We start from the raw sequence: 13,357 nt of genomic DNA, 5'->3' as shown, positions 1-13,357 counted from the left end.
TCTTCATTCTTCTTTTTTCACTTATTTATGATACACATTCTCAATGTAGTTCACGAAAGACTGGTTGCAAAGCTTAGTACCACCAGGAGTTGGATAATGACCGGTGAAATACCAGTCTCCCTTGTGATTAGGAATCGCCTTGCGCAAACCTTCGATACTCTGGAACACGAGTTGGATAGGAGTTGTCATGCCTTCCGGTCTGAGCATCTCTACAATCTTCTCATTGATTTCCTCAATAGAAAATGGCTTATAAATGGCACGCACAGGATTGATCTGTTCTTCCTTCGGTTTCTGAAGTTCAGCCTTACAAGCCTCATAAGTCTGGTCGATGAGACTTTCCATATTGCGCTCTTTGAGAAGCTGGATAGCCGCACGGAACACACAGAATTCTTCCAGTCTCGCCATATCGATACCATAATAATCCGGATAACGAATCTGAGGAGCACTGGATACTACAACAATCTTCTTAGGATGCAGACGATCGAGGATGCGGAGGATACTCTCTTTCAGAGTAGTACCACGCACGATACTGTCATCGATAATCACAAGATTATCCACTCCAGCTTCAATGCTACCATAGGTCACATCATATACGTGACTCGCCAAATCATTGCGGCTATTTCCTTCGGTAATAAAGGTACGGAGCTTGATATCCTTCCATGCTATCTTTTCAGAACGCACAAAGTCGCCAAGTATATCATACAATTCTTCTTTCGAAGGGATGTGATCGAGACTGGCTATCTTCTCTATCTTGCTTTCGTTGAGATACTTCTTGAAACCGCTCAGCATGCCATAGTAAGCCACCTCGGCTGTGTTCGGGATGTAGCTGAACACGGTGTGATCTACATCGTAATCCACTGCCTTCAGGATAGGCTGGGTCAACTGCTCGCCCAACTGCTTGCGCTCCTGGTAGATATCCTTATCGGAACCACGACTGAAGTAGATGCGCTCGAATGAGCAGGCAGAATCACCCTTCTGCTCCATGATACGCTCAATGGTGCACTCACCGTTCTTCTTTACAAGAAGAGCCATACCAGGCATGAGTTCCTGTACTTCCTCTGCTTCCAAATCGAAAGTTGTCTGAAGCACAGGTCGTTCACTTGCCACTACCACAATCTCATCGTTCTTATAATAGAAAGCAGGACGGATACCCCAAGGGTCACGCATTGAGAACATCTCTCCAGAACCAGTGATACCACAAACCACATAACCACCATCGAAGTCCTTCATCGTGGTTTTGAGCACATTGCTCATCTTCACGTGGTCCTCGATATAGTTGGTAATGTCGGTATTTTCCATCTCCATCGCCTTAGCAGCCACAAAGTTGCGCTCCACTTCTCTATCCAGACGGTGTCCCATCAGTTCGAGCATGATGTAAGTGTCGCTGTAGATACGTGGACTCTGCCCCTGCTTGGTCAGTTCCTCGAAGATTTCATCTACGTTGGTCATGTTGAAGTTACCGCAAAGACAGAGGTTCTTCGCCTTCCAGTTGTTGCGGCGAAGGAAAGGATGAACATACTGAATGCCACTCTTGCCAGTAGTACTGTAGCGCAGATGTCCCATATAGAGTTCGCCGGCAAAAGGAAGTTCTTCCTTAGCAAACTTGGCATCAGCCAACTGCTCTGGAGTCAGATTCTTGAAGTTGGCATTTGCATTACCAAAAATCTCGGTAACGGCATTCTTACCTTCAGCACGCTCACGGAACATATACTCATGTCCAGGTTTGCCACCAAGCTTGACACAAGCCATACCAGCACCTTCCTGGCCACGGTTGTGCTGCTTCTCCATCATCAGATAGAGCTTGTTGAGGGCATACATCCAAGTGCCATACTTCTGCTGGTAATATTCCAACGGTTTGAGTAGCCTGATCATGGCCACACCACATTCATGTTTTAATGGTTCCATCTCACTATTATCCTTTATCTTATTAGTTAAATTTGAATATTCATTTATGAGGACTGAGGAAATAAATCCATTTTAGCGTCCCCCTCTAAAAAAAGGGAAACGTCAAAAAACGACGATTCCCTTTATATATTATTCAACGGTAACAGACTTGGCCAAGTTTCTTGGTTGGTCAACATCCTTACCCTTACATACAGCAACATGATAAGCTAATAACTGCAAAGGAATGGTAGCCAATAATGGCTCCAAGCACTCCAATGTCTCAGGAAGTTCAATCACTTCGTCAGCTATCTTAGAGATAGTTTCATCGCCCTTGCTAACAATAGCAATGACACGTCCCTTACGGGCTTTAATCTCCTGGATATTAGACAAGACCTTCTCATACATGAAGTTATGGGTGGCAATAACTACCACCGGCATATCACTATCAATAAGAGCAATAGGTCCATGTTTCATCTCTGCAGCAGGATAACCCTCTGCATGAATATAACTGATTTCCTTCAACTTCAATGCACCTTCCAAGGCTACTGGATATTGGAAACCTCTACCCAAGTAGATGAAATTACGGGCATAAGTGAAAGTACGGCTCAAATCAGCAATCTTATTATTCAACTTCAAAACCTCCTTCATCTTTGAAGGGATGTTCCAAAGCTGTTCTGTAATCTTCTGGTAATCCACATCACTGATAGTACCCTTCTCCTTTCCGATGGCAAGAGCCAGAAGAACGAGAACGGTTACCTGACCGGTAAATGCCTTCGTAGAAGCCACACCGATTTCCGGACCAACATGGATATAAGTACCAGTATTGGTTTCACGTGCAATGCTGCTGCCGATAGAATTACAGATACCATAGATGAATGCACCATTCTCCTTAGCCAACTTAATAGCAGCCAAGGTATCAGCAGTTTCACCACTCTGTGAGATAGCAATCACGACATCATCCTTCGTAACAACAGGATTGCGATAACGGAACTCAGAAGCATATTCCACTTCCACAGGAATACGACAGTAATTCTCTATCATCTGCTTGCCGATAAGTCCGGCATGCCAAGAGGTTCCACAAGCAACAATGATGAAACGCTTGGCATTGAGAAGTTGCTGACGGTGATCGGTGATAGAACTCAGCACCACACCCATTTCAGTCTTAGTATCTGTAGTAGCTTCATTATCGTCTGTCATCACACGGGTTTCAACCGTACGACTTACGACACGTCCACGCATACAATTACGCAGACATTCAGGCTGTTCGAAGATTTCCTTCAACATAAAGTGAGGGAAACCACCTTTCTCTATCTGACCGAGGTCGATATCCACAGTCTGAACCTCAGGATTAAGCTTTACATTCTGGATATTAACCACCTGAAGTTCTTCTCCGAGGCGCATCACAGCAATGTTGCCATCTTCCAGATAAACCACCTTGTCGGTATATTCAATAATAGGACTGGCATCAGAACCCAGATAGAAATCACCTTCCTTACCGATACCCACTACCAATGGACTTTGCTTGCGGGCAGCGATAATCTGATTAGGATTACGCTTATCAAGCAAAGCAATGGCATAAGCACCGATTACCTGACGGAGAGCCACCTGAACGGCAGTAAGGAGGTCAAGATTTTTCTTAACCTGAATATATTCTATCAACTGAACCAATACTTCTGTATCAGTATCACTGCGGAAAGTCACACCCTTCGCTATCAGATTCTTCTTAATGGCAGCATAGTTTTCAATGATGCCATTATGAATAATCGCCAAATTCTTGGATGAAGAATAATGTGGGTGAGCATTCACAGAAGAAGGTTCTCCATGAGTTGCCCATCGGGTATGTGCTATACCAACAGAGCCTGTTATATTCTTATCGGAGCAGAAATTCTCCAAATCTGCAACCTTACCTTTTGTCTTATAAACATTCAGTGCGCCATCATCATTGATGAGAGCTACACCTGCTGAATCATAACCTCGATACTCCAAGCGTTTCAATCCTTTGATCAAAACAGGATAAGCATCTTGTTTTCCTAAATACCCAACTATACCACACATAATAAAAATAATAATTCAAAATTAAGCCTTCCTTATTTGCACAAGCTAACAGTAAGTGTCGCCAAGGATATAATCGACGACACCAAGCCAATCCAGAATGTAACCGAGTTACTCAAGCCAGCTGTACCTTTCTTCGCTCCATTAGGTTCAACATACACGATGTCGTTCTGCTGCAAATAGAAATATGGAGAGTTAATCAAATTGGCATCTGTCATGTCCAAACGATGTGCTTCCTTACGACCTGTAGCATCCTCACGAATAAGCAAGATATTCTTACGCTTACCCTGCAAACCCATGTCACCACTCTGCGCCAAAGCCTCTACGATACTGATTTTCTCATTAGGCACTGTTACGACGCCAGGGCTACCTACCTCACCTGTCACTACAACACGGAAGCTAGACATTCTAACTGTGACCAAAGGCAACTCGCTCTCTTTGAAATAGGGCTGAATCTTAGACCTTACCAAATTCTCACACTCTCTTGCAGTCAAGCCCAAAACTTTGATTTTGCCGACAATTGGAAAATCTATGTAGCCAGCATTATCTACCAAATAATACTGAAGGTTCTGGTTTAGGGAAGAACCTCCCATGGACTTCGAATAAAGATTGAAAGGCTCAGACAAATCCTCATTGGAAGATTTCACGATGATAGACAACTGATCCTTTGGCATAATTTTAGCATCATACAACATTCTCGATGCGCTCAAATTCAAAGAATCAATATTTTGAAAATAAGCCACCTGTTTAGCACTTCCGCAACTGCTCAGCGCTAAAACCATAGTCATAGCGACTACGACTGCAAATAATAGTTTTTTCATCGTTGACAATTTATTTTTGAAATTTGGGTGCAAAAATAATGTTTTTTTTTAATATCAGCAAATGTTTATAGCAAAAATTAATGATTTAAGCCAAAAACATTTGCTGATTCCTTTATATTTGTCAGACAATTATTCCTCAATGCCGTTAGATGGCAAGTTGAAAGTATAACTGTTATCAAAAATCTTCTTCACCTTATTAATTTCTACGAAGGTAGTACCTCCACCCTCTCCAAAGCTACCGCTCAGATAAGCAATCTTATCCTCCTCACCTAAGTAGCCTTTCTGGCGAAGCATACGTACCGCTGCGGTAAACATAGCCTTGGTAGAAACCTGATCCTTCTGATGAATTGGAATAATACCATAGCTCAGATTCAACCAGCGCTGAAGTTTCTCCTTATAACAGATTGCCAATACCGGATTTGGGCCACGGAAGGCTGCCAGGTCGCGTGCAGTCTGACCGCTCTCGCCATCGGTAATAATACCAGCAACACCCAACTTCTTAGTAGCCTCAATGGCAGCATGAGCCAGGAAGAGCTTCTGGTCAATCTTACCATCTTCCATTGGATCAATATCATTCAGTGGAGACTTATCCTTCTCTGCCTGCTCAGCAATACGTGCCATGGTCTGCACAGCTTCTACAGGATACTTACCGCTTGCTGTCTCACCAGAAAGCATCAGCGCATCGGTGCGATAAAAGATAGCATTGGCAATATCGGTTACCTCAGCACGGGTAGGACGTGGATTCTTAATCATGGTATGCAACATCTGTGTAGCCACGATTACCGGTTTCTGCGCCTTCACACACTTAGAGATGATGCGGCGCTGGATGCCAGGAATTCTCTCGATTGGCACCTCGATACCCAGGTCACCACGGGCAATCATGATACCATAACAAGCATCAATAATCTCGTCAATATTATCTACACCTTCCTGATTTTCAATCTTAGAGATAATCTTGATATCACTGTTGTGAGCGTCCAAGATATCCTGAACTGCCTTCACGTCGGCTGCATTGCGCACAAAAGAGTGAGCAATAAAATCAATATCCAGTTCGATTGCGAGTTCAATATTTCGGCGGTCTTTCTCGGTCAACGCAGGCAAATCAATATGTTCGCCAGGTACATTCACGCTCTTATGTGAACCTAAGAAACCCTCGTTCTGAACTTCAGCTACGAGCATCGGACCCTGATTATCAATGACCTTCATATCAAGTTCACCATCATCGAAGAGCAAATCATCACCCACTTTCACATCAGCAGCGATATCAGGATAGCTCAGATTGACAATGTCATGAGAAGTTTCCATCTCAGGACGACCGAAAATCTTGACTACATCACCCACATTATAATGAATAGGCTCTGCTACACCTGTGGTACGCACCTCTGGTCCTTTGGTATCAATCATAATACCAATATGAGGAGACACTGCTCTTACATTCTTGACAATTGTGCGAACACCTTCTTCTGTAGCATGTGCAGTATTCATACGAACGACGTTCATGCCTGCAAAAAACAATTTGCGGATGAAATCCTGATCACAACGACGATCACTGATTGAAGCGACGATTTTTGTTTGTTTCATATCTTTTATTACCTTATTCTTTTTCTCAAATTTTCCTCTAGAAAGACACGCTCTCTGCAATTTGACTGCAAAGATACTGCAAAAGCAAGACAATACAAAATTAAAAAGATTTTTTTTTTATTTTTTTATTGAGAAACTTCCAATATCATTCCAGAAGTATTGCTTTGAGCGGGTCTAAACAAAATTTTAACCTGATTCTGATAACTGAAATTACGAATTGCAATTTATCTCGTTTTTAAATATCAAGATCGGGAGCCTTTTCTGCACCAGCAGCTGCCTCAAACTTAGGCATAGTCTGGAAGCCGAATAGATTTGCTATGATGGCAGTAGGCATCTTACGTACCTTCAGATTATACTGCTGCACAGCATCATTATATTTGCGGCGTGCTTCACTGATTCGGTTTTCTGTACCCTCCTCCTGTATCTGAAGTGACTTGAAATTATCGCTCGCCTTCAGTTCCGGATACTTTTCAGCCACTACCATCAATTTGGAGAAAGCATTCGCCAACTCGCCCTGCGCGTCAGAATAAGCCTTCAATTTTTCTGGAGTCAGATTGCTTGCATCAAGTTTTACCTGTCCTACTGCTGCACGTGCCTTGGTCACGGCTTCAAACGTTTCCTTCTCATGCTTAGCATACGCCTTCACGATTTTTGCCAACTGAGGCATCATGTCTGCACGGCGCTGATATTGAGTCTGCACATTAGCCAGTTCAGTAGTAGCTTGCTCCTGTACTCCAATGATACCATTATAAGAACTTAAACCCCATAGTACCAGAAGTACTACGACACCCAGAATAATCCATCCAGATTTTTTCATAACTTTCAAAATTTAATGTTATAATTAATACTATATTTATTTCACTTGAGAATATTTTCTTTCCCAACAACCTTGATTTACCATCCACCGCCGGAGCCACCTCCGCCAAATGAACCACCACCGAAAGAACCTCCAGAGAAGCCTCCGCCAGAAGAACTGCCTCCCGAGAAGCCACCTCCTCCACCCAGAAAGAACGGAGGAAACCAATCATCATCATGTCTTTTATGCTGACGAGAGGATTTACCGGAAGATGGCTTTTTCTTGATAACGCCGCATTCCTCCAATATATACCTTATTAATAAATATAGAGGAATGCCGAAACAGATGATAAGAAAAAAGATAATAAATCCCCATTCATCCTCACCTATAGGGCCATCATCCACATCCGGAATACCAGTTCTACCACTCTTCACCTTATTATATATAGAGCGACTAACGGTAACAACTGCCATCCCCGGCTGATTCAGCCGCATATACTTCACGATACATGCTCTGGCAATATCATCACAATCCACATCGGTCAACTCGCCCTCCAGTCCCATACCGGGAGCAATAAAGTACTTATGATCCTCCACGGCAATCACCATGACAAGCCCCCTTCGGGTTTTCTTGTAACCAATACCATATTTCTCACCGATATCCTGTGACATACGGAAAGCATCCTGATCCTTCACATGTCCCACTATGACCAAGACATTCTGAACACCACATTCAAGATTCAATTTCTGAAGATAAAAATTGGCAGAATCCTTCTGGTCCTTAGACAGATAACCATCTGGATCAGAAACATATTGTGTAGAATCCTTCAGATATGGAATCGGCACATTCTCAGCACTCCACTCGCGTTGAGCAAATGAAGAAGAAAATACCGAAACTATCATCAAGAGCAATATAAAAAAACGCTTAAATCTCATTATTTTTTCAATTTTGGTACAAAAATACACAATAAAAACCTTATATGCAAATACTTAGAGCATTATTTTTGCAAAAAAATCGCTAACTTTTTTGTTATGTCGCAAAAAACTTGTATCTTTGCACACCGATTTAGATTAATAAATAAATAATTATAGTAAGAATAACATGACTAAAGCAGATATCATCAACGAGGTGTCTATAGCAACTGGAGTACCAAAGAAAGATGTTGGCGTAGTAATAGAAGCTTTTATGGATCAGGTTAAGGCCAGTCTTGTCGAGAGAAAAGAGAATGTTTACCTTCGCGGATTTGGAAGCTTTAACATCAAGCATAGAGCTGCAAAGACTGCGCGTAACATTTCCAAGAACATTACTCTCACCATTCCAGCTCACGACCTTCCAAATTTCAAACCAGCAAAGAGTTTTGTAGATTTGATGTTGGGTGAAGCTGTTGAAAATGAGGATTAATTAAGTCTTTGGACATAACATTTATAAATAACAATATTTTAAAATTTTAAAATCATGCCAAACGGAAAGAAAAAGAAGGGCCACAAGATGGCTACTCACAAGCGTAAAAAGAGATTACGTAAGAACAGACATAAGAGCAAGTAAGCTTTTATAGCCTATTTTGCTCCCAGTCAGTTCGTGACTGAGGGGGTATGTCAGCTCTTAAGTGTTGACATGCCCCTTTTCTGTAAGTACTAATTTAAAAGATTTTTTGAAGAAAATGACAAGCGAAGTTGTAATTGACGTCCAACAGAAAGACATCTCCATCGCGCTCATGGAGGATAAGCAATTAGTAGAATATCAAAATGAGCCACGCGAGGCTTCCTTTTCTGTGGGCAACATCTACATCGCCAAGGTTAAGAAACTCATGCCGGGACTTAATGCTTGTTTTGTGGATGTAGGTTATGAACGCGACGCCTTTCTTCATTATCTTGATCTAGGAAGTCAATTTAATTCCTACCAGAAGTATCTTAAACAAGTACAGAGCGACAGAAAGAAACTTTTCCCATTCTCTAAAGCCACCAAATTACCTGACCTCGAGAAGGAAGGTAGCATACAGAATGTTCTGAAGACAGGACAGGAAGTGTTGGTGCAAATCGTAAAAGAACCCATCTCAACCAAGGGACCTCGACTGACGGGAGAAATCTCATTTGCAGGTCGATACTTGGTGCTCATGCCATTTGGAGAAAAAGTTTCTGTTTCGTCGAAAATCAAAAGCGGTGAAGAACGTTCACGACTCAAGCAACTCATCCACAGTATCAAACCTAAGAATTGTGGTGTAATCGTACGTACTGTAGCTGAGGGAAAACGAGTCGCAGAACTCGATGCTGAGCTTAAAGTTCTGGTGAAGCGATGGGAGGATGCTATCGCCAAGGTACAGAAGACACAGCAACGCCCGCAACTGGCATTCGAGGAAACCGGAAGAGCCGTCGCTCTCCTGCGTGACTTGTTTAACCCATCTTACGAGAACATCTACGTAAACAACGAGGATGTGATGAACGAGGTGAAAAACTATGTTTCTCTAATAGCCCCTGAAAAGGCGGGCATAGTTAAGCTCTATACTGGTAAGGTGCCTATCTTCGACAATTTCAGCATTACCAAACAGATTAAGGCTGGATTTGGACGAGTTGTCAACTACAAACATGGTGCTTATCTCATCATCGAGCACACAGAGGCTCTGCATGTAGTTGATGTAAACAGTGGCAACCGCACTCGTGAGAAAGGTCAGGAAGCAAATGCTCTCGATGTGAACCTGGGTGCTGCCGATGAGTTGGCACGACAGTTGAGACTCCGCGATATGGGAGGTATCATCGTGGTCGATTTCATTGATATGCATCTGGCGGAAGACCGACAATTGCTTTATGAACGCATGTGCAAGAACATGCAGAAGGACCGTGCCAAGCACAATATCCTTCCATTGAGCAAATTCGGATTGATGCAGATTACCCGTCAGCGTGTACGACCTGCTATGGACGTAAACGTAGAGGAAACCTGCCCTACCTGTTTCGGATCGGGCAAAATAAAATCCAGCATCCTCTTCACCGACCAATTGGAAAGAAAGATTGACCGCTTAGTCAACAAGATTGGCGTCAAGAAATTTACTTTGTATGTGAATCCTTATGTAGCTGCCTTTATCAATAAGGGCTTCATTTCATTGAAGCGCAAATGGCAGTTCAAGTATGGTTTCGGATTTAATGTGATTGCTTCACAGAAACTGGCATTCCTTCAGTATGAATTCTACGATAAGGACAACCAGTATCTGGATATGCAGGAAGAACAGGAAACTAAATAGTTGTCTGAAACCAAATGGGGTTTCTCATGCATAGAATAATAAATAAAAGCTCCATTCGTATCATGATGACGAATGGAGCTTTTATTTTGCTTTTTTTTTAAAATTCCATGCAACCTTTTTTATTCCTTCATCGTCTAAGCTATAAGATAACATGAGTAATAACATAAAAAGAAAGGAAAAGATTATGATTTTGAGCACAACTCCAACCATAGAAGGTCACCCTATCCGTGAATATCGTGGCATTGTGACAGGCGAAACCATCATTGGTACCAACTTTGTGAAGGATTTCTTTGCCAGTATTCGTGATGTGATTGGCGGAAGAAGCGGTTCTTACGAAAGTACGCTCCGCGAAGCCAAAGATACTGCGCTCAGAGAAATGAGCCAGCGTGCTGCATCCTTAGGCTGCAACGCCATCGTGGGCATAGACCTGGATTACGAAACCGTAGGCAACAGCGGCTCTATGCTGATGGTAACTTGCAGCGGAACGGCGGTAATTATCTAAGTTCAGCGACAGTTAAATAGAACAAAATATGCTTGAAACAGGGCGGTAACTCGATTTTTTAGGCTGTTACCGCCCCATTTCAAGCATATTTTTATCTAATATCTCTTGCGGAATTCAAATAAAAGCATTATCTTTGTATCCTCATACTCTGGCGGAAACCCTTCGAGATTACTCTTTCCTATCTGGAACATATTATCTATCGCCGTGAGTTGTTCAGAGAAACCACCGGTACCAGCAAGGCTCTGCACCTCACCTTCGTTACGACCTATGGAGTGGCAAAAAATGCCCAATATGGCATGATACAGAGCGAGATAACGATGGATGATTTGTTTAAGCAATAAAGTGATTACACCTGATAAAGGTCACAGAAAATCACTTCTCTTCTATCTCACCAGATATTTCGCAACCAAATCCATGAGCATCGATTTAGAAAGATTTGACAATCCCGTCTCTTGAATCGTAGCATATTCGGGCTTGTTCTTTCCGATAATAAACTTACAGTCTCGCCCATCTATGCTTGCATACAAATGGAAGTTGCCTTTGTAAGCCTGCTCTATGCGAACATCAGTACAACTTTTACCATCTATCTCAAAAGAAGCAGAACTGTTGTCTTTATCCTCCAACCCCCATGAAACGAGATGAGCATTTATCGCTGATTCTATGGAACTGATCCATCTGTCCTGAACAGCATACCGCTTGGCTATGTCACGGAATTGCCGCAGAGAATCAGCTACTTCCCTGATGATTGCATCAGCACGCCGAATGCCATTGTCCTTGGCAAACAGAATGGCATCATCGTAAGAAATATGATGCAGCTTAGACCTTACATACATACAATGACCCGTATTGGGTAAATAGCCTCCTGTATCTATAATATAAGTGAGGTCATAGGCTGGCGACAAACGCCAAAGACCCGCCTCGTCCATCACAAAAGAGAAATTCTTTGTATGGTCATCCGTATTGTTGGAAAGTACATTGAACACAAGTCTGCGAAATACCTCCTGACAATCAGTCTCTGGCAAATGTATTTTTCTACAGACAGCAACAAGTCCCTCATAACTATCGGTTTCTGGAGAAATCGCAGCAAGGGTCTGTGTATGCAATTTCCGCTCACCATCACGATCGAAACGCTTCGTTATGAAATTCCTGTTTCCATCAATCTCATATAGTCTGGATGGCATCATATCTATTCCCGACTTGATGGCCATCTCGTAATAGGTCATCTCTATCTCGGCAGAACTATATTTCGTATCGCCAAATTTCAATATATAGTAATCATAATCCTGAAGCCCAGCCACCTGACCACTTCGTATTTCCCCCGTATCTTTATTGATGGCAATGATAGCCTTAGGTTGACGTCCACCAGCCGATGTTCCCACAGTAAGCAAAGACTGCATAGTGATAGATTCCTCTGGCATGATGTGGGCATTTTCACGCTCGATGAATATGCGCTCTGCCAAATCGGCCAACGACTTGACATCTATCATTTCAACCTTATCCGTCTTTGCCACCTCTGGTAAGAATTCCAATGCCCCCATGCCTCGCTTACCGATAAAGGAAAGTTTATCCAACGGAGTTATATCAGCATTAGGAATATGATTTTGAATTCGCCAAAGCTCGAAAAGCTGATTACCCCAGGCATCCGGCAACGAATCAGCCAAAAAAGCAGGAAGTTTTTGGTACATTCTGGCATCCTCTCCCCACACGGGTGTCATTGCACGAATACCACGCACAGGAGCTTGAAGAGGAGAAACATCAATTCCCTTCTTCAAGAACTCAGGATTATATGTAAAGTACGATAACCTGCGGCGATCGTCCCATGCTAAGCGACCGATTTCTTCGTCCCAAAGCATTACTCTCAACGTATTTACCATAACCAGTTATTATTTAGTATGACGTATTCTCTGCGCTTTCCTCTCATCCTTTCTCATCAAATAAGGTGAAGGGGGTAGTTCAGGAAGCACATCGTTGATGGCATCAATCTGCCCCACCACCTTCAGCAAGAGAAGAAAAGTGGCAAGCGAAAGATTGCCCGCTGTTCCATTCTCAAACTTGTGGATGGTGGTCAAGCCAAGCCCCGTAAGCTCGGCAACCTCTTTCTGGGTGAGATTGCATCTCATTCTATATTCTTTGAATCTCATTCCCAGCAAGCGTACCAACTCTGGAGTAGAATATTCATATAAATCTGCCATAATCTTCTATTCATTTATCTATCATTATAATGATATTTACCCTTTATATCAGCCTTTATCTTCAACATACTGATATTTATGGTTGCAAAAATAATAAAAAGGAATGAGACTGGCAAGCTTTCAAGAGATTATTTTTTTCCTTTCTATTTTTTCTGATAAATGACGTACTTTTGATGCTCTTTTTGCACAAAGTGCCCAAAAATCACTCTATACTATGGGCACTCAATGCTCACGTGACGAGCAGTGAGTGCTCGTCTGTTGATCCATCGATGCCCATCAGTTGGTCCGTATGTGCCC

12 protein-coding genes are annotated in these 13,357 nt (G+C 42.5%); 3 read left to right on the top strand and 9 right to left on the bottom strand.

The window, feature by feature from the left end:
* Positions 1-21: 21 nt before the first annotated feature.
* The 6 genes from KUA50_RS02440 to KUA50_RS02415 form a co-directional block, all read right to left on the bottom strand.
* Entirely contained in the window at positions 22-1,905 is a 1,884-nt protein-coding gene (locus KUA50_RS02440; protein ID WP_218457600.1) for an amidophosphoribosyltransferase, read from the bottom strand.
* 129 nt (positions 1,906-2,034) lie between these two features.
* Positions 2,035-3,939, bottom strand: a complete 1,905-nt coding sequence (gene glmS / locus KUA50_RS02435; protein WP_218457601.1) for a glutamine--fructose-6-phosphate transaminase (isomerizing) — start codon at positions 3,937-3,939, stop codon at positions 2,035-2,037.
* A gap of 32 nt (positions 3,940-3,971) precedes the next feature.
* Positions 3,972-4,757 (bottom strand): polysaccharide biosynthesis/export family protein, encoded by a 786-nt coding sequence (locus KUA50_RS02430; RefSeq protein WP_218457602.1) that lies wholly within the window; start codon positions 4,755-4,757, stop codon positions 3,972-3,974.
* A gap of 129 nt (positions 4,758-4,886) precedes the next feature.
* Positions 4,887-6,338, bottom strand: a complete 1,452-nt coding sequence (gene pyk / locus KUA50_RS02425; RefSeq protein WP_218457603.1) for a pyruvate kinase — start codon at positions 6,336-6,338, stop codon at positions 4,887-4,889.
* 235 nt (positions 6,339-6,573) lie between these two features.
* On the bottom strand, positions 6,574-7,155 hold the full coding sequence (locus tag KUA50_RS02420) for a LemA family protein (RefSeq protein ID WP_022111006.1): 582 nt from the start codon (positions 7,153-7,155) through the stop codon (positions 6,574-6,576).
* A gap of 77 nt (positions 7,156-7,232) precedes the next feature.
* On the bottom strand, positions 7,233-8,069 hold the full coding sequence (locus KUA50_RS02415) for a TPM domain-containing protein (protein WP_022111007.1): 837 nt from the start codon (positions 8,067-8,069) through the stop codon (positions 7,233-7,235).
* A 166-nt stretch (positions 8,070-8,235) separates the two neighbouring features.
* Between KUA50_RS02415 and KUA50_RS02410 the strand changes: the two genes are divergently transcribed.
* The 3 genes from KUA50_RS02410 to KUA50_RS02400 all read left to right on the top strand — a co-directional run bounded on the left by KUA50_RS02410 (position 8,236) and on the right by KUA50_RS02400 (position 10,868).
* Positions 8,236-8,535, top strand: a complete 300-nt coding sequence (locus KUA50_RS02410; RefSeq protein ID WP_022111008.1) for an HU family DNA-binding protein — start codon at positions 8,236-8,238, stop codon at positions 8,533-8,535.
* A gap of 259 nt (positions 8,536-8,794) precedes the next feature.
* Complete coding sequence (locus KUA50_RS02405) at positions 8,795-10,366, top strand: Rne/Rng family ribonuclease (protein ID WP_118116104.1); 1,572 nt, start codon at positions 8,795-8,797, stop codon at positions 10,364-10,366.
* Positions 10,367-10,550: 184 nt separating this feature from the next.
* Positions 10,551-10,868, top strand: a complete 318-nt coding sequence (locus KUA50_RS02400) for a heavy metal-binding domain-containing protein (RefSeq protein WP_118116257.1) — start codon at positions 10,551-10,553, stop codon at positions 10,866-10,868.
* Between the two features lie 95 nt (positions 10,869-10,963).
* On the opposite strand, the gene KUA50_RS02395 is transcribed toward KUA50_RS02400, so the two are convergent.
* From KUA50_RS02395 to KUA50_RS02385, 3 genes are read right to left on the bottom strand one after another with little or no spacing between them, the layout of a single operon-like run.
* Entirely contained in the window at positions 10,964-11,206 is a 243-nt protein-coding gene (locus tag KUA50_RS02395) for a hypothetical protein (RefSeq protein ID WP_218457604.1), read from the bottom strand.
* Between the two features lie 45 nt (positions 11,207-11,251).
* On the bottom strand, positions 11,252-12,742 hold the full coding sequence (locus KUA50_RS02390) for a type II toxin-antitoxin system HipA family toxin (RefSeq protein ID WP_218457605.1): 1,491 nt from the start codon (positions 12,740-12,742) through the stop codon (positions 11,252-11,254).
* 9 nt (positions 12,743-12,751) lie between these two features.
* Positions 12,752-13,060: a helix-turn-helix domain-containing protein gene (locus tag KUA50_RS02385; RefSeq protein WP_218457606.1), complete on the bottom strand. Its 309-nt coding sequence runs from the start codon at positions 13,058-13,060 to the stop codon at positions 12,752-12,754.
* Between the last annotated feature and the right edge of the window lie 297 nt (positions 13,061-13,357).

The organism is Segatella hominis, from assembly GCF_019249725.2.
Classification (GTDB): Bacteria; Bacteroidota; Bacteroidia; order Bacteroidales; family Bacteroidaceae; genus Prevotella.
The sequence above is the reverse complement of the archived record's forward strand: the minus strand, read 5'-3'. Positions and strand labels throughout refer to the sequence as shown.